Below are 26,025 nucleotides of genomic sequence, written 5' to 3' on the forward strand. Positions count from 1 at the left end.
AGGTCTTTGTATGACCCCAGTTTTTCATGTCTCTTGCTGTTTGACGACGGGTCTGCAGCTGTCCCGGACAACCAGGCGGTGCTTTAAAATCAGATCCTTCTTGAAGCCCGTTTGTTGTTGCGTCATGAAGTCGATCAGGGAAAGAACCGTCACCTTGCCCATTTCCTCAATCGGCTGCTCCATGGAAGACAATCGCGGTCTTACCAGCTCGGTCAATTGAGAACCGTCAAATCCGATCACGGAAATATCGTCAGGGACCGAGAGCAAATGGTCGTTAATACAGTTCATCGCGCCTGCCGCCATATCATCGCTGACCGCGAATACCGCCGTCGGACGGACGCGGCTCGCCAGCAGCTCCTTCATCCGCTCGTAGCCGCTCTGCGGCTTGTAATCGCCGAACCGGATGTAATCGTCCTCAATGGGAATATGGTTGTCTTCCAGAGCTTTCCGGTATCCGGCATATCTGCTTTGCCCGGACGTTACGTCCCGCATATCGCCTCCGATAAAAGCAATCCGCTCATGGCCAAGGCCGATCAGATAGCAGGTCGCGTCGTAAGCCGCGCTGTAATCGTCGATTATGACCGACATAAACTTCTGGTCCGCCGGTCGGACACTGGAAAAAATAACGGGTATATCCAGCTTGTCGAGGAACGCGCGGATCTCGTCGTCCAGCTTCTCGTGCATGATGACGATCCCTTCCACGCGCATTTCCTTGAATATGTTCAAATATTTCAATTCTTTGCCGGTGTCCTCATGAATATCGCATACGAGCAGAAAGTAGCCCGCTTGGCTCGCCGTCTGTTCAACGCTGCTCAGAATGGTGGCGTAGAAGCTCGAAGTCAGATCCGGAACGATGATCCCGATCAGGTTTGTCTTCTGGCGGACAAGGCTTCTGGCGATATGGCTAGGTGAATAGCCCAGCTCGTCAATAACGCGCTGCACCTTTGCTTTCAGATCATCCTTGACATATTTTTCACCGTTCAGCACTCTTGAGACCGTCGTGGTCGATACTCCAGCCTGCTTGGCGACATCCTTGATTTTCGGTTTCAACCCTCTCATCCTTCCCGTCTAAGCACTACTGACAAACAAACTATATTTTACTCCAGATTATTCCTTTATGGAACCAATCATTGCGCCTTTGGCAAAATACTTTTGAATAAACGGATACACGCAAATGATAGGCGCAACGACGACCATAATGGTCGCCATCTTGAGCGAATCGCCCGTAAGCTGGATTTTGGCAAGCAGATCCTGTTGATTGGATCCCGCCGCCGTCATCAAATATTCGCGGATCGCATCCTGCTTGGTCAGCATCTCCTGCAGCAGGGTGGATAGCGGCCGGAGATCGGCTTTTCGTACGAAGAAAGAGCCTGTAAACCAATCATTCCAGTGGCCCACCGCCGTAAATAGGGAAATCGTCGCAAGAACCGGCTTGCTGAGGGGCAGGATGATGCGCCAAAATATGCTGAAATCGTTGCAGCCGTCAATTCTGGCCGCTTCCTCGAGACTTATGCCGATTTGCTGAAAGAACGTCCGCATAATGATGATATTCCATGCGCTGTACAAGCTGGGGATGACATAAACCCATATTGTATTTGTCAGATGCAGACTGCTGAGCAGCATATAATACGGAATAATTCCACCGGAGAACAGCATGGTGAAGAAAATCATCAGCGTGATAAATCTCACGCCCGGCAGCGTTCTGCTCTTCAAGGCGTATGCCGCCATGGCCGTCAGGAAAACGCCCGCTGCTGTACCCAGCACCGTCCGGAACAGGGAGATGGCAAAAGCTCTGCCGATGTTCGCGGAGGTGAATACCTCCTGGTAGTTCTCAAGCGTCCAGACCCGCGGCCAGAACGAGATGCCTCCGCGTTCCGCATCTTTGCCCGCATTAAAGGAAAGCGCCAGAATGTTGAAGAAAGGAAGCACAATTGACAGGCACAGGAGAATGATCAGCGCGTAATCGACGAACTTGAACAACTTCTCTCCGGTTGTGAGCTTGTAAAATTCGTTGCCCACGTCTTTCCCTCCTCATGCGATCGGCTGCGTTCCCAGCGTTGCCCGGACAGGAACGCAGCCCTCTTTAGGCTTTTATGATGAACCGGTTACTGCAAAATGAGCTTTGTTTTCGGATCGGAATCTTTTTGATCCAGCAGCTTCTCGTAATCTTCCAGTCCGGCCGCCTTCAGCTGCTTCGCTGCCGAGTCCATGATTTCCTTGGCTTTATCCATGCCTTTCGCATAGAAAGCGCGGATCATGCTGTCATTGTAGTTGTCCAGCGCCGTCTGCAGATCGGTTCCCGACGGGAATTCGTTGATAAATGAGAGTGGACGGTAGCCGTCGACCACGACCTCCTGTTTCTTCTTCTCGTCATAGCCCCAGTAATCTGCGATTTTATTTTGCGACTCGTAGAGATTCGGCATAACCGACAATCCGTATTCCGCCTCGCCGAAGTCATCGAACCGATTGGCGTCGGTCAAGCCCAGGTACTGCCCCCAGTTGTTTCCCGCTCCCTCAAACCCCAAGGCCTTGGCTGCTTCCGGATCCTTTGCCTTCAAGTCGAGAACCTCCTGTTTTACAACCGGATTGCCCTTGGCATCAAGCGTATAGTCTCTGCCTTCAAGGCCGTATTGCCAAAGCAGCTTGCCTTCGCGGCTTGCAAGGAAATCGGCGAAGTCCATCACCTCTTGCGGTTTTTTCGTCGTGCTCGGAATCGCCCATATGAAGGAACCTTCCTTGTACGTCCTCGTCATCTGGAACGGACCGTCGACGTAATTGATCGGTCCAAGCGGAAGATAGGTCATATCTTTATTGAAGTCCAGGTTGTTGTGCATTTCGCTGATGATGCCGAACGACCCGTTGATCGCCCCTTCTGTCGCCTTGCTGCCTTCCATGGCGTAATAATCGGGCGCCATCAGCTTCTCGCCCAGCATCTTCTGAACCAGCTCGATGCGTTTCATCATATAATCGGTCTGGCTTTCGTGAATGATCTTGCCGTCCTTGTCCTTATAAAACTTCTGGTCAACCTTGCCCCAGGTAACATCCCGGAAGAGCGTGCCGACCTCATGGTTGCCATTCCCCCAGTACTGCGGACCGACCGGAATGACCGCCTTTCCGTTTGCATCCTTGAAATTGCCGGCCTTGATTTTCTGTGCCAGCTCGTACACTTGCTCAGTCGTCGTAATCGTGCGCGGGTCGATGCCAAGCGCATCGGCGATATCTTTCCGGATAAAGGGACCGCCGAAAAATTTGAGGCCGTCATGGGGCTCGCCCTTGGCTATGCGCATATGGATGAAGTAGCTCGAGCCATTGAACTCGGGACGGAACATGATTCCATATTTCGTATCCAGCGGCAAGTAGTCGTCTTCCAGATAATTCTTGTAAACCTCGGTGTTTTTCATCAGGGGCGTCAGGTCGGTGAGAACGCCTTCCTTGGCTGCCTTCGCAAGGACCGGCATTTCCGGACGGGCGCTGTTGTCCAGGTAGGAGACGATAAAGTCCGGCAAATCGCCGGAAGCGAATCCGGCAATCATGCCGTCTACCGCGCTGCTCGCATTTACGGCTTCCAGCTTGAGGGTAATGCCGGTCTTCTCTTTGATGACCTTCGCAATGTCTGGATTGATGTCTTTGCTCACATCGTCGCTGTCGATGAACAGCAGTCCCGTTACCGTCCGGTCGGCAATCCATGTCGCCGGCTTCCCGGCATTGTTCTCGGCCGTTTGACCTTCATTGTTTGCCGGCTTTGCCTTGTCCGTACAGCCAGCCAGCAGCATGACGGCCGTCAGCGGCAGTGCAATCCATTTGCCCCATTTTGTAAGCATACTCATCCTCTTTTCTGTCATTTTTTTATGATGATTCGGAATGGTATCGCTACCATATCGATTCGTCAAGAAATTTTTTGGAGGCGCGATTGGCCGAAATAACCAGAATCAGTCCGATCAACCCCTGCATGAGACCAACTGCCGTGGCATAGCCGTATTGTCCATTTTGCAGACCAACTCGGATAATATATGTATCGAGGATATCCGCCACTTCCATATTGCCCGGCGTTCTCATGAGATAAATCTGGTCGAAGCCCGCCTGCAGAATGCTGCCCAACCCGAGAATGAACAGGATCGCAATCGTCAGACGTATGCCCGGCAGCGTAATATGCCAGATTTCATGCCATTTGTTGGCTCCATCTATCTTGGCTGCTTCGTACTGCTCCGGGCTGATGCCGGCAATGGCAGCCAGATAAATGATCGAATCCCAGCCGATGCTCTGCCAGATATGGCTGCCGAACATGAGCGGATAGAAATAGCTGCTTTCCATCATGAAGAACGTGCTGCCCTCTCCGCCGAAAAATTTGATCACTTCGTTGACAATGCCGGTATCTGGAGCGAACACGCGCTGCATCAAGCCGATTACGATGACCCAGGAAAGGAAATGCGGCAGATAGGCGATGCTCTGCGTGATGCCCCGGAACCTCTTGCTCCGTATTTCGTTGAACATGAGTGCGAGAAGGATGGGAAACGGCAAGCCCAAGAACATTTTGACGCAGCTTATAATAAGGGTGTTGCGGATCAGGGCTCCACTTTGATAGTTGTCGAAGAAGGATTTGAAGTAAGTGAACCCGACCCATGGACTTCCCAGAATCCCCTTATTGAATTGGTACTCCTTGAAGGCCAGAATAACGCCGCCCATCGGGATGTAGGAGAAGATAATGAAGAATGCGATACAAGGCAGCAGCATCAAGTATAAAATTCTATGCTCAAGAATTCGCTTCATCAGCTTTGACTGCATCTTCATCTCCGCTTTGCTTCTGCCCCTAACCGGCAGCTCGGTTTGCATGGTCGATCACCGTCCCTATTTTGGTCTGCCTGACAATGGTAGCGATTTCATGTTGCTCAACAGCTGCCAGGCTTTTGTGAATCTGTCATAATTCTGATCGAAATCCGTATCCTTCCGTCTCTATCGTTGACTCCCCCAGGATGGGACAAACGCTTTAACCCGTCATGGACAACACCTCCCCAATAAAGTAAATAAACGCAGTCCGACAGGATAGAAGGATACTGGAATCGATACCCATAAAAGCGGCAGCTGGTTATATCTTTAGATTACATGGGCTGTAAGGCTGCGGCTGCGGAAATTGAACACAAATGTTACAACAGTATTCTCACGTTCGATTTCCAGTGTTGACCGGGTTTCCGATCCGCTGCGCGGATAAGTGTCGATCGAATAGAGCTGGGACAGCGTTCCGTATGGCGCTACGGCATATTCGAAGGATCCCCGGAATGGAAAGACGAAGGAGCGTTTATAGATGCCGTCCCCAACGTAGTACATCCGTGTTGTTTCACTGTTGGAGTCATGGTTGATCGCGCCCAGGTGATGCTGGAAGCTGCCGAACAGGATGACGCGGGCAGGCAGCTTGATGCCGGTTTCCGGGTCATAGCTGTCCTCGGCTCCATAGGAAGTGTTTGGCAACGGGTTGCCAGCCTTCTGCCGCAGGTCGGTTTCCGATTGCCACAGTCGTTTAATCGTCTCTTCCTGTCCAAAACCGAGCGGACATCCTTCGCCGGGCGTATTCGCCTGATAGCAGCTGCTTGAGCTCAGTTCTCCCGTACCCCAAGCAGTCATCTGAATCCGGCAGCTGCCCAATGTCCTTCGCACGGGCATTTGCAAATACGCGTTGGTATTGTTCACAGCCGTCCATTTCAGGGCGTATTCGAGAAACCGGTTGCGGCTCTCTTCATCCTGTGAAGCAAACCATGAGATCTGATCATAACCCCACCATTCCATCCATGCCCGGCGTTCGTAAGGAATGCCTTCCTTCTCATCGAAGAATTGTCCCCCCCAATTGTCGAGCTCCATTATTACCGGCAATGCATCGCAGCTCCAGCCGCTTGGCGTTAATCCGCCTTCACTGAATCCTTCCTGCACCAGCGCGAGCTTGTCGCCCGGTGTATCGAGGATCGGCATCCGCGAATACGGCATGGAGTGGAAATCAAACAGAAGTCTGCCCTTCACATTCACCCCGTGCGTATGCGCGTCGAGCAGCACAATGCCGCGTCTCGCATTGGATTTGGCATAATCCCGTATTTTTTCGAATAACGCGATTGTTTTCGTAAATCCGGTATCTTCGGCGGTGTATAGATGAATCTGTCCCATATGAATGGCCTCGAAACCGGCATCGATATAGCTCGCGGCCCTATAGAAGAACCACAGCCTCGTCTCCTGCTTGTCGATATTCGGAATTCCGCCGTTATCGTCCCAGACGTATCCATGCGGCTTCCCATCAAATAACATATCTGAAAAACGGAATGTCCGGCGTTCAACCGGCAGCTGGAATGCCTTGAACACCCAGTCCGGTATTTCAATGTTTTCTACCCCTTTGAATATGGCCTCAAAAATGCATGTCTGCAGCATAATGTCCGGATCAACCTCATGTACGCGTTCCGCCAGTGTCCTGGACTTTCTGAAATGCGCTTCATCATCGGGCTCCAGCGTCCATACACCGGAAGCGCGGCCGAGAAACTTGGCTCCGATGTTCCTGATCATTCTCAAGTCATCGTCCAATGTGTCGCTGTTAACCAGATCTGCGGCCGTAATCGCTCTGGAGAGATATCGTTCCAGAGCTTCCCGGCTTATGCTGCCGTTAAAATTAGAGTGGTTCATAGATGCCTCCGTTTATCGATTTGTTAATCATCCTATATGGTATCGATACCATATAGAGCAATATAAGAACATTTTACCTTAGATCCAGGTTGAAAAGAAGAGAATGATAGGAAGTTGGTATCGATACCATAAAAGCGTTTTCAGTGGGAATTGATTTTAGTATAGGTCACCTTTATACGCTTGTAAACATTTTTTTTCTATGCATTTTACGATGCTTATGATAATACTGGCATGCAGCTGCCGGGCGACCTTCGACGCCCTCTGCTTGCGTCATTGAGCAAGGCTGTCGTCTTTAAGTTTATTCGTCATTTTGCCGGACAAGAAGACACGGCACTCGCCGTCCTGTGGCGGCACTGCAAGTTTCTTCCCTTAGAAATATAAGCAAAGCAGCGGTCAAATTTTATACTTTCTTATCGTTTAAAAAGAAGCAGACAGCCCTAAGCAACTTAAGTTGCTTTCAGACTATCCGCTGCAGTTTCATCTCAATTTTTCACACATGCAGAACACCCGTCCAGAGTACGCTGCGTCGAAACAGCCTTTCATTCTGAAATGGTTTGCAACGAGATTCGGGATGGATTAATTTGATCCATACAGCTGCCCGCAGGCTGCATTAATATCTGATCCAAATTGGGTTCTGACCGTGACATTGACTCCCCTTGACTTCAGGATCTGAGCGAACTTAATGACACTGTTCCGGTCAGATTGGCTGTAGCTTTGGGGTGTCTCATCGGACGAATTGTACGGTATCAGGTTAACATGATAAAGATGCTCCCATGCCCCCCTTCCCCGCAGCAGCTCAGCAACGGCTTCCGCATGTTCAGTTGAATCGTTGATTCCCCTGAGCAGTATATACGCAATGTACACCTTTCTTCCCGTATGCCGGATATGATTGTCCAACGCATTCATCACTTCTTGCAGTGGGAAACGGTCATTGATGGGCATCAGCCCGCTTCTTTGCTTGTCGAAAGGCGAATGCAGCGAAAAGGTCAGGTTGACCTGCGGGAAATCCTTCATCAGTCTGTGTATTCCCGGCAGCAGACCGATTGTGGAAACCGTAATTCTGCGATTGCCTAAACCGAATAGTTGCGGATCGGTCAGTATCGTCAGCGCGTCAAACAGATGCGGATTTGCAAGCGCCTCCCCCATTCCCATAAAAGAGACACTGTCCAGGGTATGGCCATTCAAGTGAAAGTGCAGCAGCTGGCCGGTTATTTCATCGGTTGTCAGATTTCTTTTCAAGCCGATCGTTCCTGTAGCACAGAAGCTGCAGCCAAACCCGCATCCACATTGGGAGGATATGCAATACGATTCCCAACCGCGTTTATAACTTAACCGGACTGCCTCGATACGCTCGCCGCCGGCTATACCGAACAAAATCTTGCTGACCTGATTTGACGATTTCTCGATTAACGGCGTGACGCTGGATACCTGATTTCCAAGCTCATGGATCAATTCGTCACGCAAAAACTTGGGTATCATGGTCATGTGCTCAAATTCACCGATTCTTTGCTTGAAAATAGCGTCAGTGATTTGAAGATATCTGTAACCCGGCTGTTTCAGGGCGGCGATTATTTGCTGAATCTTTTCATATTTTGATTTTGGCTTCATTATTTTCTCCCTCTTGCACGGAGAAAAAGCGCAAAAAACACCAGCAGACCCGGTGTTTTTTGCGCTTTACATTAACCAGACTATACGGCTAAAAACACCAGGCGAATATCGATGTCATCGCGTAGTGAATCTATATATAGAAGGATAAAGCTCCGGTAGCTGCATCGTTATTTTGTGAACCATGTCAACGATCATGTTAAATGACAGGTCCACATAAACATCTACAACCTCAATCATCGCGTTCATCCTCCTTTAGTAGTTACATTGACTAAATACGTCAACAACCTAACATGAATTCTTACCATAGTCAAGCTTCAAAGAAACTTAATGCTCATCAAATCACATTAGAGTTCAATAGTCTTTGTAGCAATATTTTTGCAAAATTCACTGTCATGCTCCACAAAAAGAATGGTTGGCGAGTACTCAAGCAGCAGCTCTTCAATTTGCATGCGGGAAATAATATCAATAAAATTAAGCGGTTCATCCCAAATATGCAAATGAACCTTCTCACAAAGACTTTTGGCAATCAGCACTTTCTTTTTTTGGCCGCCGCTAAAAGCGGAAATATCCTTTTCAAATTGAACCCTGGAAAAATCAAGCTTTCTTAAAATCGATTTAAAAAGGCTCTCCTCAATCCCGTTCCTGGCAGCATAATCAGATAAATTGCCCTGTAGATGGGATGTGTCCTGTGAAACGTAGGATATTTTCAGCTGACTGCCCTTTCTGAAAGTACCCGTATAGTTGATATCCTCACCGTAAACAAGCTTGATAAGGCTTGATTTTCCGGAACCGTTTTTACCTGAAAGCGCAATTCGGTCGCCCTGCTCAATCGTAAAGCTTATATCGGCGCAAACCATCTTCTCACCGTAGTAGATCGATACATTTTCAAGCTCAGCAAGCTGGTTTTTGTGAAAAGCAAGCTGCGAAATCTTTAAGCTCTCCGAGCCTTCGATATTTCTAAGAAGCTTGGACTTTTCATCAATGGCAGATTGCTGCCTTTGCTCCATCGATTTGGAGCGTTTCATCATTTTAGCAGCCTTGTGGCCAATATACCCTTTATCCACCTTGGAACCGGAATTTCGTGTTCCGTTTTTTGTCTTCTCCACTTCATGTGACCAATTGCCCGTTCGTTTGGCGGATTCTGACAAGTGCTTGATGTCTTTTTTCAGTTTATCGTTCTCTGCAAGCTCAAAGTTATCCTGCCGCTTTTTATTTTCCCACCAATCGGAGAAATTCCCTTTTTGAATTTCTACGTTGGTTTTATTGATCGACAGTATATGGTCCACGCAGTTATCAAGAAATGATCTGTCATGAGAAACCAGAATAAATCCGCTTTTGGTTTTGAGATAATCACTGACAAGTTTTCTTGCATCCATGTCAAGATGATTGGTTGGCTCATCAATTAACAGGAAACTGTTTTCCTTAAGGAATAATGCAGCAAGCAGCACTTTCGTTTGTTCTCCGCTCGATAGTGAATCGAAGGGCCGGTATAAAACATCCTCAGAAACCTTCAGCAAGGAAAGCTCACGCATTAACTCCCAGTGTAGATAATCCGGAAAAATGTCGTTGATTACATCAAGGGTATTGTTTTCCTTGTTTTGGACATGGAATGGAAAATATTCAAAACTGACATTAGCAGAAATATTTCCGCTGTATTCATATTTGCCAAGCAGCAAATGAAGAAAAGTCGTCTTGCCTCTGCCGTTTCGTCCCGTAAACCCTAATTTCCAATCGGTATCGATTTGAAAATTGACGTTTTCAAATATGTTATCGTAGCTGCCATCATAGGCGAATGTCAGGTTGGTAACATTTATTAATGACATGAAATAAATCCTCCTGTATACAAAAATAAAGAGCCGCAAGAAAGTTACTTCTTGCAGCTCAAATAAATACAGTTAATCCAACCCCCTGTGGAGTTAGATAAGGATATATTGTTTGAGTTGAAAAGAAAGTAACTTTCTTGCCCATAAAAAATAAAACATGCGCAAAATACCGCTTTTATTGTTTTATTATTTGTTATGGTTAGCAAGAAATATTACATTATTCTTTTCAACTCCAATCACTAAATTACAGGTATCTTATCATACCCATTTTTCGATTTCAATAAATAAATCATGGGCATTAGCGATTTGTACCCCATGTTATTTCCTTTTTAGATCAATTTGGGCAATCGAAGCACCGATTCCCGGTTGATTGGGCGAATTGGTTCCACGGTCGACGTCAAAATTGCTTGCGTATAAGGTACGCCCCACAAAATGAAGGCTCGCCGGGAACTCCAAGGGTCCATTATTGTTGTTGGACGTTATTTCAGTTACTTTGCCTGAGCGCGATATTTTTACAATCGCATTCCGTTCATTGGCTGCGACATACAGCGCGTCATGGGGACCAAAAGCAATGCCGTCAGCTCCGTAAAGCAAAGGACTCTTCGCAAACCGTTCAACTTCTCCGAAAGCACCGTCCTTGCCAATCCTGACGCGATTAATTTCACCTGAGCTGGTGTTGGAAATGTACAATCGCCCATCCCGGCCGAAAGCCAGTCCGTTGACCACGATTAACTGCTCTGGTCTCTCCGCCGTAATTCCGCTCGCCCAAACAGTGCGTTCGCCTTCTGGAGTCACAACATAGATATTGCCGGTAGCTCCGCCGCTGACGTATAAATTCCCTTTCCGGTCAAACGCCAGTCCGTTTGCTCCGTCTACACCTTCGGCGAACGTTTCCACTTTCTCCGGACTGAACGGTCCTTTTTTCAGATTCTCTGAAGACACGCGGAGAATAACCCCGCCTTGTCCCGCACCTCCACCGCTTGCCATATACAGATTACCTTTTTTATCGAACGTCATGCCAGTAGCCTGTCTTGGCAGAACCGTCAGCGTTTCCGTCGTGCCTTTGCCCGGCTTGATGCGCAATAATCGCTTGGAATCCAGATCAATGGTATAAAGCCGTCCTTTCTTGTCACCGGTAAGCCCTTCAATTCTCATTCCTGCCGCATTGGCCGGATCCAGATCTGCTGCAATGGACACTTTAACCTTATCCTGCTTGTTTTGACCGCCGGAAGCAAAAATTGCGGAATTAAGCGACACCAATCCTATCAACGCCACCACCAATACCACCATGACCTTTTTACGCACTTCCATCATCTCCTCCTTCAAAATGAGAGTTAAAATCCTGATTAACATTTTACCCGATATCCATAAATATGAAACGAAAGCCGCAATCAGTCACATACTTAAAAAACAGGGTTATGGATGATCTCCGCTGCCGTCTCTCCCTGACATCCTCTCGATCCGTTCCAGCAACATATCTTTGTGGACCGTATGACCGCTTCCCAAGTCTTTGATAAAGCCGCTTGTTTCGAGTATATTATGAGGAAACCTAACACATGAGAAGGTGGCTAAACAATGACTTTAACCAAATTGCCCCCGAAAGAGAAAATTCATGAAGCATATAGCGCGATTGCAGATGGCAGAGTCATAATTGAAGGAAATTCAGCCCAGGTATCATCATCCGATCATACCAAAATATACACCGTACAATGGGACAACGACGTTTATTCATCTAATGACAGTGCTTCCTACTGGCAGGGATACCCTGGTTATCCGATCCTTGCTGTTTTAATGCTTCAAGGTAAACTGTCTCTTCATGCAGCCACTGCAGGGTATTTCAAGGGGATCAATTGGAAACAACTGAATGTCGAGCATAAAGCAAATTATGCTGCTGCGGTTTCGGTCATCATGGAGGATCTTCGGCAGACAGGAGTGGATGGCACTGCGATTCAAGATGAAGTTGAGAACGTATACAGTGAGTTAAAGGAATTAGACATCAGAACGAAACGAAGCTCAGCCCGTCCGCCACATTGACAGGCAAAGGAGACATTCTAATCATTTATAAAGACTTGCTTCGTGTAATTGGACGGAAGAAGCTCCCCGCGCATGCAGACAGGCAAGCTGAGGAGCTTTTATAATAACGAACCGCCGTAAAGCGAAAATGTTCTGCTACACGACTTTAATAGAGGTTACAAGACCGTTGGTAAGGGTAAGCTCGACTGATTGTCCCAATTTCAGCAGAGCCGGGTTCCCGACAATAACGACATCAGGAGAGACATTCAGCACAATCGCTGACGTACTGTTGTTCGCGTTCTTGGTGATCGACAGCGTGTTAATCTTACCCTTATCATTGAGTGCGATCGAATTATATTCCCCTGTTTCAGTGGTTACAATCGGTTGGACCGCCGTTTTGGTCACTTCAATAAATACGGCTTTGTTCATGTAAGTACGGACGAGCACTTCATCGCCTGCGGCCATAGCCGACGTTGCCGACTTCACATCATGACGGAATATGAACACGCCCGGGTCGAGCGGGATCGCCACTTCCGTATTGTCCGGCTTTACGATTACGATCGAGCCGTTGGCTGGAGCCGCTTTCAACTTTCCGGTAATGGCTTGTCCATCGTTGTCCGGCAGCTGCTCGTCCGTTCGGTCCAGCAGCGCAGCCAGCTCCCCGCGCGTGACCGGTTGGTCGGGGCGGAACGTATTGTTATTGTAGCCTGTTATGAGGCCCTTCTCCAATGCAACGGCAACATAGCCCACTGAAGCGGCCGGGATTTTATCCGCATCCTTGAAAGACAGCTGCGTATTCACTTTCGCTTTCGCGTCCGCTTCCAGACCCAGCGCTTTCACAAGCAGCGTCGCTGCAAATAACCGCGTTGCAGGCTTGTCCGGCTGAACAACCATATCCGTTTCGGAGAACAGGTCTTTCTCCAGCGCCACGGCTACATAGCCGACAGCCCAAGGATATTTGCTCGCCAGCTGGTCCGCGTCCTTGAAATTCAGCTTTGTGCTCATTTCCGCTTGGGATTCGGCTTGTTCGCGCAGCCCCATCAACCGGACTGCCGCAACGATCGACTCTATGCGGGATATGCTTTGCTGCGGTTTGAACGTACCATCGTCATAGCCGTTGAAGACCCCTTTGGACGCAAGGCGGATAATATGCTCGAAAGCCCATTTAAGCTCCTTCTCGTCCTTAAAGTTCAATTGAATATCGATATCGGCTTTTTTGCCATGACTTTGCGCTTTTCCATGATCGTCGTTATTATTATGTCCTTTGTCTTTGCCGTCTGCAAACGCGCTCGTTGCGCCGCCAGCAAGTGTTAGTAACGCCACCGATGCAGCTACTGCCCTCTTCAAGATTGCTTGTTTCATCGTGTTGCCACTCTCCTTTACGATTTGCGGACCAGGCCGCTTCTGCTTTCGCATATAACGTTCGGGAGTGGTCAAGGGATTTTGGGGGGTGGTCGCATAAACTTAAATGGAATCGTCCGCTGGGTTACAGCCGCTGGACTTTGACTGATTTAACCTTGTAATGTCTGAAAACCATTTGGATAACGACGCTTCACTCTTGTTGCCAATGCAAAAACACCTCCAACGTTGTCCCCCGCATCTTACGACATGGGATCATACTCTTGAAGGTGTTTTTAATTTGTTTCACGTCAAGGGGGCAGCCCCTGCTGGCAAAATAATAGTCCTATGCTTAGGGAGCCGGGGGAATACTTTGCGGATTATTGAACACATTTTTAGGGTCATATTTAGCTTTTACTCTCCGTAATCTCGGGAAGTTCGCCCCATAGTAAACCGGACCGGAATTTTTAATCCCCTGGTCTGGAACGTTAATATATGATCCTACGATGTAGGGCGCAAGCTTCCGGCGCGTATTGCGAACGACGGCGATATTTTTAGCAGCTTGGGATGGCTTGATCCATGAGCTGTTCCACTCAACGTAAAATTTCGCTTTACGCCAGTAGAATGCCGTAGCTCTAGGCGCCACACGGCTTACGGCTCCGCCCCAGTTGAGGAAGAAGAATCCCGCGTCTTTGCCTTCTACCTGCTCTAAAAACTGGCGCATGGACTTGATGGCCTTATCCGGGAACGGACGCCGGCCGAAACCGCTGGAGAACTGGTTGCTTTCCCTTTGCGTAAGGACAGGATCTGGAGGCAGCAGGAAGTCCACGACTTTCGGGTAGGGTAATAAACGAATGAGTTTGCTCGTTGTCGTTCCGATGCTCGTCATGGGCTTTAATAGGCGGATGGCCTCCGTTTTGGATCCAAGGAACAGACCCTCCATGCTGACGTTGCCGCCTTTTTTCGGACCGATCGTTAATTCGCTGCCCAGCCTGGTATTGACGCAAGGCGCCCATTTTTGCCAGGCTTTGAGCACCTCCTCGAATTGCTCCCATGGCCAGGTGATGCGATATACGGTAGCCTTGTCCGGAGCGGGATGCACTCTGAATTTGTATCTGGTGTATACGCCAAAATTGCCGCCGCCTCCCCCTTTGGAGGCCCATAGGAGATCGGCGTTCCGATTTTTGTTGGCACGAATAACCTTTCCCTTCGCGTCAACCATTTCGAGTCCAATCAGATTATCGCTGACGAGGCCAACCGTCCGCTGAAGCGGCCCGATTCCTCCGCCGAGCGTGATCCCGCCGATCCCAACGGAAGGGCTGTCTCCGAAAGGAGCTATATAACCTAGTGGCGCAAGCGTTTTAGCGATTCTTCCCACTGTATTGCCCGATCCAACAATTGCAGTGCTCTTTTTTTTGTTTAGCGTAATTTTCTTCATTTCGCTTACATCGATGACAAGGCCTCCGTTGACCTGTGAAAGATTGACTTCCAGCGAATGTCTTCCGCTTCTCGGCCGAATGGGGACATTATTCTCGCGGCCCCATTTTATGGCGTTTGCCACATCCTGTGTTCTTTGAGCAAAAACAAATACTTTGGGGAATCTATTCGTATGGGGATCCCAATTCTTACGTGCCACTTCATAGCCCGGGTCTCCTCTAAAGATAACTCGCCCGGTAAGCTTCGTTTTGGATTTCACTTATCCAACTCCCTTTGAGCAATTTATTTCACTGTATCCAAACAATAGTGACCCTATAACGTATGAAGGACATCAGTCTAAGGAGTGGGCTGATTTAGAATATTACGGATATAAGGTTGATTGAAGTTATGTTTTATTCATCGAAGTAAACGTTAAACAGCCCCCACCATGCGGACATGATGAGGGCTGATGCTATCCTATCGCTATTATTTCAGTAAGTGGCAAGCTGGAGGCAGCGCCGGTGGCCGCGGAAGCCGCTTGTCAAGTGCTTCGGAACCGCTAGGGTCCATCAAGATTGCTGCACAATTAAATTCCTCCATTAAGCTCAATTAGGTTCCCGCCAGGGTCACGTAAGTAGGCGACACGGTGACCCCATTCAGGCGTGTCATGTGGTTCCTTAACAATTTCAACATCTCTGCTCTTTAATTGATCGTATACTGCGTCAACGTCATCCACTCTGAAGATGATGGCAACCTGATCATGGGCGCTGAATTCATGGGGCCTGCGCATGTTCTTGACGGGTTCGCTCCCCATCCGGGGCTCTAATGCGATATTGATGTCCCCCGTCCGAAACTCGGCATACGGAGTGTCTTCATTTCCATGGAGGACTTCAAGTCCAATGATGTCTCTGTAAAACAAAAAACACTCTGGAACATTCGGCACTAATAAGCGTACATGTGAAACTTTCAAGTTATTCCCTCCTAAGAACATATTGTTCATGCCTGATAAGTTCGGATAACACTAAACCTGAGCAGACTTCATTATTCCCCTTTGCTATCAGAATAACATGCTGCCGGAACAAGGATTTCTTATAGATTGCGGAGTTTTGATAGCCGCCGCCCCGGCCGGTTTCATAAATGAGGTTGAAAGCCATCACGCACCTTCACACCACGCGCGGGGAGTCGCGCATGGTGCCGACATGACAGGGTGCTCGCTGACGATAAAATCCATCCACGCAGCATAACAGGTAAGGATGCGAATCTTCAGACTCTTGCTCAAACCGCCTCGCCGCCAAGTGTAGACGGGAACGAAACAGTATGAGAAAAGCCAGTCATATGGACGGCGCTCAACATGGCGGTCCTTAAGCCTGGACGGCAGCCGTCTGCTGCTCCGCCTCTGTCTGAGGCGTCAGCACTTCCCGCTTCATGAACCAGCAGATCAGGAAAGCGCCTGTGGCGAATACCGCTCCGATCAGGAACATCTCTTGAAACGCCTCCGCGAACACCGTCTTGATGCTCAGCACCAGATCGGCCGGCAAGCCTTGCGGGATGCCACCGTTCATGATGGAAGCCGCGGAACCGGCCGGGAATTGGTTCGACATTCCGGCAATACCGTCGTGAATATGGCGGGAGAGCATACTTCCGAAGATGCTGAAGCCGAGGGTCGCGCCGAGCGATTGAAACAGTTGCACCGTTGCGACCCCTACGCCGGTATGCTCCTTGTCGACGGTCTCCTGCACGATCAGGTTGTCGCTTCCGAAGAGGACGCCGATGCCAAGACCCAGGACGAAGAAGGCGACAAGGATATAGATGACGGTCGTTTCGACATCGATGCGCGAGAGAATGAGATATCCGGCGATCGGCAAAATAAAAGATACGATGAACAAATACTTGTAAGCAACACGCGTGATAAGGAATCCGCAAAGGACGCTCATGGGAATGGCGCCGGCCATGAAGGCGAGCGACAAGTAACCGGAAGCTGTCGGGGTCAGGCCCATGACATTCTGAGCGAAGAACGGGAATCCCGACATGCCGCCCATGACGCCGAGCATCGTAACGAACACGATCAGCGACAGCACGACGACGGAACGGTTGCGGAACAGCTGCAGCGGAATGATCGGCTCCGCGGCTCTCGCTTCGATGCGGACGAACAACAGGATGAACAACGCGGATAGCACGAGCAGGCCGATCACGACGGGAGACGACCAGGCATAGCCTTTGACGTCGATCAGAACCGGGGCGAACAGCAGCGACAAGATCGCAAATACGAGCGTCGCTGCGCCAGCCCAGTCGATCTGCTTCTTCTCGGGGCTGACCGATTCGCGCAGCCCCTTGGCAACGAAGAACGCCGCAATAAGGCCGACCGGAATGTTAATCAAAAAGATCCAGTGCCAATCAATATGGCTGACGAAATAACCGCCGATCGTCGGTCCGATCAGCTGCGGCAGGATCAGCATCGGCCCTACGAGGCTCTGTACCTTCGCGCGCTGTTCCAGCGGAAAGGAATCGCCGATGATGATCATCGCGAGCGGCATCAAGCCGCCGGCGCCAATCCCCTGCACGCATCTTCCGAGCAGCAGCATCGTCATGGATTGGGATAAACCGCAAATGATGGAACCGGCCATGAACATCGCGACGCACATGAGATAAATTCGTTTGCGGCCGTACAGGTCGGCCAGTTTGCCGAAAATCGGCATGAAGACCGTAATGGACAACATGTAAATGCCGGCTACCCAGCCGAACAGCGACAAGCCGTGCAGTTCCCGGATAATCGTCGGCAGTGCGGTCGATACCGCCGTCTGGTCCAGCTCGGAGAAGACGAGACCGAGCAACAGCCCGATCATGATAAAGCTCTTGTTCGTGGATTCATTAATCAACTGGATTTCACCGCTTTCTTCGATGTTAAGCTTACTTGAGGAGCAGCCGGATCATGAAATCAGGCGTGGGACGCCGATAGCCTTCCAGGTTATCGGAGCGTATATTCATCAACCCGGATAGCGTGCTCAAATACCACATACTCAGTTCGCCCGGGTCACCGTCGATGAACTCCCCGTTCTCCTGCCCTGACTTGATGATGGGTGCCAACGCGACTATCATCGCAAGAGGATCGTAATCTGACATCAGCTTCGCCACTTCGTCCGGTACGTCGCGGGCTGTCATCACCTGCTGCATCAGGATGAAGGCATGGTTGTCTTCCTGTAGAATTTCCTGGGCCATCATACGGATCTTGTCCGTAGGCGTACCCGGCATCGTTCCGACGAGCGAGAACGCTTCCTTGGCGCCTTCCACCGCAGATTCGACGAGCTCGGCCAGAATCTCATCCTTGGATTTGAAATACCGGTAGGACAGCCCGTCGCTGATTTTGGCTTCCTTGGCAATCATGCTCATTTTTGTACCGATCAAGCCGTGCTGGGCAAATACCTTCAGTGCCGCCTTCTTAATCTGTTCCCTGCGTTCGTCGCGAATATGTTCCGAATCGTTGGTCATGCGCCTTCCTCCCCTTCATTTTATTTGAGTGAATAATTCATTCATTCACTTTGTGAACTCATCTTATTCATTTTCGGGACCAATGTCAATCCTTTTTTTCGCATAAACATATTTCAGATTGATTCGGTCTTTCCGCCTCTGGAAGCGCGCCCTGCTGATGATTTTCTTGTGAAGCCGCACCGTAGTCGGCTATTATGGATAACCGGCATCCAGGCAATAAATAGCCTGTCCGCCACCAGCTCGTTCGCATGCTTTCCCGAATGATGAATACATTTAAGTATTCGATAATCAGGAGGAACCAAGCTATGGCACAACCGGGGCAAACATTCATGAGAGGTACGCTGGTGTTATCTGTTGCTGCTTTTATCAACCGTATTCTCGGCTTTATCAGCGGCATGTATGTCGCTCGCGTATTGGGCGCGGAGGGAATCGGTCTCTTGATGATGGCACATCCTCTCGTGCCGCTCGTCATAACCATTACGGAGCTCGGCTTGCCGGTGGCGATCTCAAAGCTGGTCGCGGAGGCCAGCGCCCGCAATGAGCGTGTGAAAGTAAGACGCATCCTGCATGTCTCGCTCGCTGTCACCGGCGTCTTGAGCGTGGCGCTTACGACCATCTCGTTTCTGGGCTCCGAGTGGATCGCATCCATCCTGCTGAGCGACCAGCGCGCCTATTACGCGATGCTCGCGATCACACCGATCGCGCCGATTGTCGCCGTCTCTGCGGTGCTGAAGGGATACTTCCGCGGCATGCAGGAGATGAAGACCATCGCCGCTTCCGATGTGCTGGAGCATACGGTTCAGATCGCCTGTGTACTGGCCATGGTGCATCTGCTGCTGCCCTATGGCATTGCATATGCGGCTGCGGGCGCAATGGCCGCCTCTGTCGTCAGCGAAGCGATCAGCCTCTTATTCCTGATGACCAGCTATAAGCTATACGGTGAATCGAAGGCTAGGGGAGAGACCTGGGGAAGCCACCTGAAGCAAGGAAGAAGCACCCTTTCCGAGCTGCTGAAGATCGGCCTGCCAACGACAGGCCATGGCGTTATTCAATCGCTATTCGGCGCATTTCAGCCCCTGCTCATTACAACAAGCCTGGCGATGGCCGGTATTGGCACGGTTCTCGCCACCAAGCAATTCGGAATGTTGGCCGGATATGCCTTTCCGCTTCTGTTCATGCCGAGCTTTATTACGCAATCCCTGTCCACCGCGCTCGTACCGGCCATTGGCGAGGCAGCCGCGAACAAGAACGGTCTGCTTATCCATGAACGGATGAATCAGGCACTGGGCCTGGGACTTCTGATCGGTGCGCCGGCGACCGTTATTCTGTTTGAATGGGCAACTCCGCTCACGACGCTCGTCTATAATGCGCCGGAAGCGGGATTGCTGCTGAAAATACTGGCGCCGATGTTTTTCCTGCATTATTTCGACGCACCGCTGCATGCGATCCTGCTCGGACTCGGCCGTGCGAATGCAACGCTGTGGAATTTCGTAGTAGCCACCGTATTCAAGGCAGTCTCCATTTTCGTATTCGGCAGCCAATTCGGCATCATTGGCGTCACATACGGCATCGGTATCGGCATCATCATGCAAACGCTGCTGAACTTCTTATCGATTTCAAGCTCGATCGGTTTTTATTGGAGCATCCAACCCTATATCAAGGCTGGCCTCTCCATGGTGCTGATGGCGTTATGCGGGCGCTGGACCTTCGACTATCTGACCCTCCAGGAGCTGCCGCTGTTATGGAGCGTAATAGGCTCAATTGCCGCTTCTCTGCTTCTTTACTTCGCTGCGCTCTTGTTGATGGATACGTTGAAGTGGAAATACACACGGGGTACGATTTCGATACCGCGGTAAGCGGTTTGTAACATGGCAAGGTACGGTGTTGGAAGGAGCGGGAGTCTCAAGCTGCGGTGTGATTCCCGTCCCCCTCTTCCGGTTCTCGCATCCATTTCCCGTCTATTCAAAAAACCTCCATTCACTAAGGACAGAAAAGCGGTCTGCTCAAAGAAAATGCTAATGAGCGCCTCCAGGAATATACTTCGAAACCCGCTCGGCGAGGCCGGCGACAGTACGTCCGAAGATCAGGTCATCCTTGAGCGCTCTGGCAAGAATTAAACCTCCCTGGATCCCGCCAACCGCCTCCTCCGATACACTCGCGGCGGTTTCGCGCGTGGTTCCCGCCCGTACAAGAGCTTCACACAAGGCGTCGATCCATCTTTTAAAATATTGACTAATGACCTCGGCGAAGCGGTCTCTGGTCTCGTCGAGGGCAAAAGCGCCCACCAGACAAATCCGCTTTCCTGAATTAAAATACGTTTCAACCTCCTGCCACATTTCTTGAATAGCCTGCTGAGGATCATGTTGTTCGAGAGGCTCAAACACCTTGCTTACGAACCATGCATCAACATGCGCAAGAATCTCGGCCGCCATTTCCTCCTTCCCGCCCGGAAAGAAGTAATACAGGCTTCCTTTCGAAAGTCCGGTTCTTGCCGTGATTTTGCTCATGGATGCGCCCTCGTAACCGAGCTCCCGAAAAACCTCGGCAATAAGCGGAACCACATCGGTCTTCTCGAAAACGGTACGAGTCATAGATTATTCCCCTCTCTATTCGAATTGTTCCAGTATAGACTGATCGGTCTATAGATGCAAGGGTTCCATTCGACTATCCCCCAACGGATCTTCCGCCATACCCGATGGCAGAAAATGAAAACAGTTGCTTTTTATAAACCGATCGGTCTATACTAGGACAATCATATTATTTAAGGAGTGATTACATGGCTGCTCTTGTACCGCCATTCACGCGGGAAACCGCGATGGCTAAAGTTCGCTTGGCTGAAGATGGCTGGAATAGCCGGGATCCGGAGCGTGTGTCAATGGCTTATTCGGAAGATAGCCGCTGGCGGAATCGAGCCCAGTTTCCTGTCGGCCGGGCCGAGATCGTCGCGTTTCTCACACAAAAGTGGGACAGGGAGCTGGAATACCGGCTGATCAAAGAGCTTTGGGCGTTCACCGATGATCGAATCGCGGTCAGATTCGCGTACGAATGGCATGACGACAGCGGACAATGGTTCCGCTCCTATGGGAACGAGAATTGGGAGTTCGATGCTCACGGTCTGATGAAGCGAAGATTTGCGTCGATCAATGACTTGCCCATTCAAGAGTCTGAACGAAAATTTCACTGGCCTCCCGGCCGCCGGCCTGAAGGGCATCCCGGTCTCTCCGATCTTGGCCTGTGACACACTAGGCGATAGCGGTATCCATGACTTGTATGCCAGATCAATTTGATTTGTCACATTCAGCCAAATGCAGGAATTCGGTATTAAAAAAAGCTTGCCTCCTCCACAGGATGCAAGCTTTTTGCCCGAATTTCTTTTTCAGAGAAAATGAATCTACTTCTTGCTATCCTTCCTGCTGATCGAAATCCAATCCGCCAGTTGTCGGATATCTGACTCTGAAGCGCAGCGTAAAGTAAATTTGGCAGCTCCTCTTCCCGCAGCAAGAGCGATTTTCAAATTCGCAAGCTTTCTTTGTTCCTGAAACGGCGTCTGCGACATTTGAACCCATTGAATGCGGCGTTTCGGTATAAGCGCCTGATAGAGCGAGAAACCTCCATATCGAACCCCAATATGCCCGTTAGCGGCCGACCAACCCATCTGTCTGTAAGCCATTTGCTCCGTCAGCAGAATTACAGCCGGAAGCAGGAGCGTTAGCCAGCCAAGGCTTCCCGGAATCCAAATGATCGCCGGAACGGCAGCAATCAAGCAGTAAAGCACCGGCGTAAAGACAAAATAGCGCCATGCCCTCGGCTGAAGTCCCCTCCATGCTTCAGGCAGCGTGAAAGATGGAATAAACCTCTTCAATACATCGGCGGCTTCTCCGCTTCGGACAATCCGAAAGCCAGAAAAACCTCCTTGACCTTGAACCGCCAATTCCGGTTAACGGTCATTTTTTATATTAATGACAAGACTTGTCACTATTGCGGGCTACAATTGGAATCAAGCCCGGCATACACGGGCTGGCGGACAAAAACATAAAAGGAGACATTCATGATGATTTCGCATCACACAATCGGCATTAGAAAATATTTCAAATCAGGTGCTGTGAAGCTTTCCTATCTTGATTTTGGTGGAGAGGGTCAAAAAATACTGCTGCTGCTGCATGGACATATGGGAAATGCCAGAGAATTTTCCAAACTGGCATCCAGATTCGAAGATTGGCGGGTAGTCGCCCTGGACCAGCGCGGCCATGGCTGGAGCGAGCACCCCGCTGACAAAGATTACACAAGAGAAAGCTATGCAGCGGATATCTTTAACCTGATTCGCCAGGAACTGGGCGGAATGCCTGTAACCCTGCTCGGTCATTCGCTGGGCGGAGTTAATGCTTATCAGTTTGCTGCCCTGTATCCTGAACTGGTCCATGCAGTTGTTGTAGAGGACATCGGCGTCGAATTAAAGCATGATATATCTTTTGTAGTTAAGCTCCCGGAGCGTTCCGCTTCGCTGCAGCAGCTAAGAGAAGCCCTTGTCCGTACAGGATTTAAGGCAGTCGATTACTTTTGCGAGAGTGCGTTTGAGGATGAATCAGGCTGGGGATTCCGCTTTGATATTAAGGGGATGGCCATCTCGACCCAAAGCATGAATGGAATTTGGTGGGAGGATTGGCTGGCTTCCACCTGTCCTATTTTGCTCGTTCATGGTAAGAAAAGCTGGGCTCTCCGACTGGAAGAAGCGGAGCGTATGAAGTCGCTGAGACCTCATACCAGGCTGGAGGTTTTTGAAGAATGCGGTCATGGTGTCCACTCTGATGACGTCAATGGTTTTTATCAGGCCGTAAAGAATTTTTTGGGCGAGCTGCGCCTGGAATGAAACAAATAAAAATATACTTGATGTTAGCCGCTTTTGCGGTCTTCACGGGACCCTCTTTTAATCTTGCGAAATATGCGGTAGGCTATTTTTCTCCATTCGCTGCCGCCGCATGGCGCTTTGGGTTTGCCGCTGCGGCCTTGCTGATTATTTTAATCGTTAAGGAAGGTATTGATAAACGTCAGATAAAGCGCAATGCCCTCTGGTATATCGTGCTTGGGGTTGTTGGAATTTTTGGATTCAGCACTTTATTTTTTGTGGGGCTCCAGTATACATCGTCAGTCAATGGTGCGCTAATTATGGCGCTGAATCCTTTACTGACCACTATTTTAGCCCGGATTATTTTAAAAGACAGGATTACCAAAAAACAGGCGGCCGGTATATGCCTAGCATTTATTGGTGTATTGTTAGTCGTTGTGAACGGATCAGCCGATACGATCAAGACGTTGTCGTTTTCAATCGGAGATGTAATCATTTTTGGCGGAAACTTGTGCTGGACCTTTTACGGCGTATTTGGACGTCGACAAATTCAGGATGGAAGTCCCTTATCCACAACCACGTATACGATGATCATTGGCGCTGTATGTTTAATCGCGGTTTCTCTGTTCACGACTGGCCCTGTAACGCTGCCTGACATTCCGGTCAGGGCTTGGGGAGCAATCTTATTTATGGCCTTTTTCACCAGCGTATTGGGCTATCTGTGGTGGAACAAAGGGATGAAGGAAATCGGGGCAAGCAAAACATCTCTATTTTTCAATCTCGTCCCTGTCGTAACCATGATTGTTTCGTTTGCAGCTGGCATTTCTGTATCCGTTATCCAAATATCTGGAGCAGTTTTGGTGATACTCGGGGTACTGACGGCTTCAGGAGTATTTCATAAGCAGCGGCATCCATAGCCATGATAGGCATGTCATGGGACGGACTGCCGCTGCCGTCATTTTACGATCATGCTTCCGGACTATTCCGGACCGACCTCCCCGCTGCCGAAACGGTCCCGATTCGTAAATGATGTCCTGCCAACCGCCCAGATAAGGATCCGCATAGTGAGCGAGCCTGCCCATACCCAGCGCATGATGACCTACACCTCCATTCCGCTCACATCGTGTCTGGCTGCCAAATACGTGCGGGCGGGGAGAGCGCCAAACATAGACGGCTGTAGTTGGGGAAACAAAAATAGCAGCAGATCAGGACGTTAAAAATTCCTGGTCTGCTGCTATTATTAAATCGTTGTTTCTGCGGGTTAACCCATTTCCATCATTGGAGCCGTGGTTCCGGCACCTTCCACTTTCGGACGTTTGAGCGTAGTAGCCAGCAGCAGGCCGACTAATGCAAGCCCAGCCAGAATCAGATAGGTGTAATGAAAAGCATGTGTCGTGGCATCCGGCATTTGCTTTTCTCCTGCAGCAACATAATGAGTCGTACGGCTTACAATAATCGTCGTAAGACCTGCGACAGAGAAGGATGTCACCACTTGCTGGGCTGCGCTGGTCAGGGAAGTAACCCGGCTGACCAGCTTTTGCGGTGCGGATTGGATCAGATGCGTGTTAAGTGCAAGAAACGACAGCCCCATCCCCATTCCAATTAACGCGCGGGGAATCAGGAACGACCAGGCGCTCTCGGTCGGATCAATGTTGGACACCAGATATGCGCCCAAGGTGACAAAAGCTAACCCGATAATAACGAGCGGACGCGCTCCGATGCGGTCATATAACCGCCCTCCGATCGGCATGAATATACCGGCTGCGATTGCCTGAGGAAGCGTCCATATGCCCGCATGGAAGGCACTCATCCCCATTAATAGCTGCATAAAGTAAGGCACGGTGAAAATCATTCCAAACATGACGAACTGCAGCACCCATTGAACCAGAATTCCACGGGTGAATAAGGATGAACGGAAAACTCTGAGCTCCAGCAGAGGTTCTTTTTTTCTGGTCAATTCAATGTAGATGAACAGCAGAAGGGAAACGACCCCTACCGCTAAACCGATAATGGTTTTGGCAGACGTCCAGCTGTTGCCTCCTTCGCTCAATCCGTAGGAAAGACCTACGAAGGCCAGCGGCCCAAAAATAATCCCCAGCATATCCAGCGAGCTTGAGGATTGCTTCGGGAACTTCGGCAGCAGGATCATCGTCAGAATCAATCCAACAATTCCGACAGGTACGTTAATCAGGAATATCCATTCCCATTTTACATAATCGACGAGGTAACCGGACAGGATGGGACCCAGTGCAGGTGCAAGCAGAATCGGAATCCCCATCATCCCCATAATGGCTCCTACTTTCTCTGGAGGACTGAGCTTGTAGGTCATTGCAAATGCGATCGGTGTGACCATGCCGCCCCCCAGGCCTTGCAGAATCCGGAAGAAAACCAGTTGATCCGAAGTCGTAGCGAATGCGCACAGCACGGAGCCGAGTGTGAACAAAACGAGGGAAATCATAAAGATAAGCTTCGCTCCAAAACGATCCATCATCCAGCCGGACAATGGAATTACAGCTGCCTGCGCGAGGGCATAGCCCGTTACAGTCCACTGGATGACTGCCAATGAACTGTGGAAATCCTCCACCAGTACGGGAATGGCCACATTAACCGCAGTACTGTCCAAAATAACCATAAAAATGCCAATAATAATCGCTATCAACGGTCCTACCAGCTCACGAACAGACTTCACGGGGGTAATGGCTGCTGTTTCTTCGGACATATACAGGAAATCCTCCTCATGACGCTTCTTTGTTTTAAATACTTAATCACATTAACTACTAGCAAATCCATATTGATCATTGCGGCAATGTCCATATTCTTATCATTTCCGGTTAAGCCTATACG

Annotated in this window: 21 protein-coding genes; 5 read left to right on the plus strand and 16 right to left on the minus strand. The window is 49.8% G+C overall.

All coding sequences use genetic code 11. The annotated features are described in order from the left end of the window. Positions 1 to 24: 24 nt before the first annotated feature. From AC0YNV_RS24970 to AC0YNV_RS25005, 8 genes are all read right to left on the minus strand, one after another. Positions 25 to 1,050, minus strand: a complete 1,026-nt coding sequence (locus AC0YNV_RS24970; protein WP_475770452.1) for a LacI family DNA-binding transcriptional regulator — start codon at positions 1,048 to 1,050, stop codon at positions 25 to 27. A 57-nt stretch (positions 1,051 to 1,107) separates the two neighbouring features. Further along, a complete protein-coding gene (locus AC0YNV_RS24975) occupies positions 1,108 to 2,019 on the minus strand; it encodes a carbohydrate ABC transporter permease (RefSeq protein ID WP_475770453.1) in 912 nt (303 codons plus the stop codon). A gap of 86 nt (positions 2,020 to 2,105) precedes the next feature. Beyond that, entirely contained in the window at positions 2,106 to 3,821 is a 1,716-nt protein-coding gene (locus AC0YNV_RS24980) for an extracellular solute-binding protein (protein ID WP_210040826.1), read from the minus strand. Between the two features lie 49 nt (positions 3,822 to 3,870). Beyond that, on the minus strand, positions 3,871 to 4,830 hold the full coding sequence (locus AC0YNV_RS24985; RefSeq protein WP_475770454.1) for an ABC transporter permease: 960 nt from the start codon (positions 4,828 to 4,830) through the stop codon (positions 3,871 to 3,873). Positions 4,831 to 5,091: 261 nt separating this feature from the next. Beyond that, positions 5,092 to 6,654 carry a hypothetical protein gene (locus tag AC0YNV_RS24990; protein ID WP_475770455.1) on the minus strand — a complete coding sequence of 521 codons (1,563 nt, stop codon included), beginning with the start codon at positions 6,652 to 6,654 and terminating at the stop codon, positions 5,092 to 5,094. 576 nt (positions 6,655 to 7,230) lie between these two features. Further along, positions 7,231 to 8,262, minus strand: coding sequence for a Cfr family 23S rRNA (adenine(2503)-C(8))-methyltransferase (locus AC0YNV_RS24995; protein ID WP_475770456.1), 1,032 nt, complete (start codon positions 8,260 to 8,262; stop codon positions 7,231 to 7,233). 344 nt (positions 8,263 to 8,606) lie between these two features. Continuing rightward, positions 8,607 to 10,085 carry an Lsa family ABC-F type ribosomal protection protein gene (locus AC0YNV_RS25000; protein WP_475770457.1) on the minus strand — a complete coding sequence of 493 codons (1,479 nt, stop codon included), beginning with the start codon at positions 10,083 to 10,085 and terminating at the stop codon, positions 8,607 to 8,609. 318 nt (positions 10,086 to 10,403) lie between these two features. Continuing rightward, complete coding sequence (locus AC0YNV_RS25005; RefSeq protein WP_475770458.1) at positions 10,404 to 11,390, minus strand: SMP-30/gluconolactonase/LRE family protein; 987 nt, start codon at positions 11,388 to 11,390, stop codon at positions 10,404 to 10,406. A 270-nt stretch (positions 11,391 to 11,660) separates the two neighbouring features. Between AC0YNV_RS25005 and AC0YNV_RS25010 the strand changes: the two genes are divergently transcribed. Continuing rightward, complete coding sequence (locus tag AC0YNV_RS25010; RefSeq protein WP_475770459.1) at positions 11,661 to 12,119, plus strand: hypothetical protein; 459 nt, start codon at positions 11,661 to 11,663, stop codon at positions 12,117 to 12,119. 135 nt (positions 12,120 to 12,254) lie between these two features. Here AC0YNV_RS25010 and AC0YNV_RS25015 read toward each other — a convergent pair whose 3' ends face one another. From AC0YNV_RS25015 to AC0YNV_RS25035, 5 genes are all read right to left on the minus strand, one after another. Beyond that, positions 12,255 to 13,460, minus strand: coding sequence for an S-layer homology domain-containing protein (locus AC0YNV_RS25015; RefSeq protein WP_475770460.1), 1,206 nt, complete (start codon positions 13,458 to 13,460; stop codon positions 12,255 to 12,257). A 328-nt stretch (positions 13,461 to 13,788) separates the two neighbouring features. Then, on the minus strand, positions 13,789 to 15,132 hold the full coding sequence (locus AC0YNV_RS25020) for an FAD-binding oxidoreductase (RefSeq protein WP_475770461.1): 1,344 nt from the start codon (positions 15,130 to 15,132) through the stop codon (positions 13,789 to 13,791). Positions 15,133 to 15,438: 306 nt separating this feature from the next. Beyond that, on the minus strand, positions 15,439 to 15,822 hold the full coding sequence (locus AC0YNV_RS25025; protein WP_475770462.1) for a VOC family protein: 384 nt from the start codon (positions 15,820 to 15,822) through the stop codon (positions 15,439 to 15,441). Positions 15,823 to 16,213: 391 nt separating this feature from the next. Then, positions 16,214 to 17,728: an MFS transporter gene (locus AC0YNV_RS25030; RefSeq protein ID WP_475770463.1), complete on the minus strand. Its 1,515-nt coding sequence runs from the start codon at positions 17,726 to 17,728 to the stop codon at positions 16,214 to 16,216. Between the two features lie 31 nt (positions 17,729 to 17,759). Then, the gene (locus AC0YNV_RS25035) at positions 17,760 to 18,338 is read right to left on the minus strand and encodes a TetR/AcrR family transcriptional regulator (protein WP_475770464.1); all 579 of its coding nucleotides are present in this window, start codon (positions 18,336 to 18,338) and stop codon (positions 17,760 to 17,762) included. 305 nt (positions 18,339 to 18,643) lie between these two features. Between AC0YNV_RS25035 and spoVB the strand changes: the two genes are divergently transcribed. Then, entirely contained in the window at positions 18,644 to 20,194 is a 1,551-nt protein-coding gene (gene spoVB / locus AC0YNV_RS25040; protein ID WP_210040806.1) for a stage V sporulation protein B, read from the plus strand. Positions 20,195 to 20,353: 159 nt separating this feature from the next. On the opposite strand, the gene AC0YNV_RS25045 is transcribed toward spoVB, so the two are convergent. Continuing rightward, positions 20,354 to 20,929, minus strand: a complete 576-nt coding sequence (locus AC0YNV_RS25045; protein ID WP_475770465.1) for a TetR/AcrR family transcriptional regulator — start codon at positions 20,927 to 20,929, stop codon at positions 20,354 to 20,356. Positions 20,930 to 21,114: 185 nt separating this feature from the next. Between AC0YNV_RS25045 and AC0YNV_RS25050 the strand changes: the two genes are divergently transcribed. Then, entirely contained in the window at positions 21,115 to 21,576 is a 462-nt protein-coding gene (locus AC0YNV_RS25050) for a nuclear transport factor 2 family protein (RefSeq protein WP_475770466.1), read from the plus strand. A gap of 153 nt (positions 21,577 to 21,729) precedes the next feature. On the opposite strand, the gene AC0YNV_RS25055 is transcribed toward AC0YNV_RS25050, so the two are convergent. Continuing rightward, positions 21,730 to 22,200, minus strand: a complete 471-nt coding sequence (locus AC0YNV_RS25055) for a PH domain-containing protein (RefSeq protein ID WP_475770467.1) — start codon at positions 22,198 to 22,200, stop codon at positions 21,730 to 21,732. A 186-nt stretch (positions 22,201 to 22,386) separates the two neighbouring features. Here AC0YNV_RS25055 and AC0YNV_RS25060 point away from each other — a divergent pair, with 186 nt between their 5' ends. Beyond that, positions 22,387 to 23,205, plus strand: coding sequence for an alpha/beta fold hydrolase (locus AC0YNV_RS25060; RefSeq protein WP_475770468.1), 819 nt, complete (start codon positions 22,387 to 22,389; stop codon positions 23,203 to 23,205). Beyond that, a complete protein-coding gene (locus tag AC0YNV_RS25065) occupies positions 23,202 to 24,098 on the plus strand; it encodes a DMT family transporter (protein WP_475770469.1) in 897 nt (298 codons plus the stop codon). The genes AC0YNV_RS25060 and AC0YNV_RS25065 overlap by 4 nt, the downstream gene beginning before the upstream one ends. Positions 24,099 to 24,442: 344 nt before the next feature. Here AC0YNV_RS25065 and AC0YNV_RS25070 read toward each other — a convergent pair whose 3' ends face one another. Further along, complete coding sequence (locus AC0YNV_RS25070; protein WP_475770470.1) at positions 24,443 to 25,900, minus strand: DHA2 family efflux MFS transporter permease subunit; 1,458 nt, start codon at positions 25,898 to 25,900, stop codon at positions 24,443 to 24,445. Between the last annotated feature and the right edge of the window lie 125 nt (positions 25,901 to 26,025).

The organism is Paenibacillus sp. JT31N11 (assembly GCF_056269285.1).

Bases quoted from the DNA above. Each gene is read 5' to 3' on its own strand.
- AC0YNV_RS24980 (WP_210040826.1), bottom strand. From the start codon at position 3,821: ATGCTTACAAAATGGGGCAAATGGATTGCACTGCCGCTGACGGCCGTC.
- AC0YNV_RS24985 (WP_475770454.1), bottom strand. From the start codon at position 4,830: ATGCAAACCGAGCTGCCGGTTAGGGGCAGAAGCAAAGCGGAGATGAAG.
- AC0YNV_RS24990 (WP_475770455.1), bottom strand. From the start codon at position 6,654: ATGAACCACTCTAATTTTAACGGCAGCATAAGCCGGGAAGCTCTGGAA.
- AC0YNV_RS24995 (WP_475770456.1), bottom strand. From the start codon at position 8,262: ATGAAGCCAAAATCAAAATATGAAAAGATTCAGCAAATAATCGCCGCC.
- AC0YNV_RS25000 (WP_475770457.1), bottom strand. From the start codon at position 10,085: ATGTCATTAATAAATGTTACCAACCTGACATTCGCCTATGATGGCAGC.
- AC0YNV_RS25010 (WP_475770459.1), top strand. From the start codon at position 11,661: ATGACTTTAACCAAATTGCCCCCGAAAGAGAAAATTCATGAAGCATAT.
- AC0YNV_RS25015 (WP_475770460.1), bottom strand. From the start codon at position 13,460: ATGAAACAAGCAATCTTGAAGAGGGCAGTAGCTGCATCGGTGGCGTTA.
- AC0YNV_RS25035 (WP_475770464.1), bottom strand. From the start codon at position 18,338: ATGACCAACGATTCGGAACATATTCGCGACGAACGCAGGGAACAGATT.
- spoVB (WP_210040806.1), top strand. From the start codon at position 18,644: ATGGCACAACCGGGGCAAACATTCATGAGAGGTACGCTGGTGTTATCT.
- AC0YNV_RS25045 (WP_475770465.1), bottom strand. From the start codon at position 20,929: ATGACTCGTACCGTTTTCGAGAAGACCGATGTGGTTCCGCTTATTGCC.
- AC0YNV_RS25050 (WP_475770466.1), top strand. From the start codon at position 21,115: ATGGCTGCTCTTGTACCGCCATTCACGCGGGAAACCGCGATGGCTAAA.
- AC0YNV_RS25060 (WP_475770468.1), top strand. From the start codon at position 22,387: ATGATGATTTCGCATCACACAATCGGCATTAGAAAATATTTCAAATCA.
- AC0YNV_RS25065 (WP_475770469.1), top strand. From the start codon at position 23,202: ATGAAACAAATAAAAATATACTTGATGTTAGCCGCTTTTGCGGTCTTC.
- AC0YNV_RS25070 (WP_475770470.1), bottom strand. From the start codon at position 25,900: ATGTCCGAAGAAACAGCAGCCATTACCCCCGTGAAGTCTGTTCGTGAG.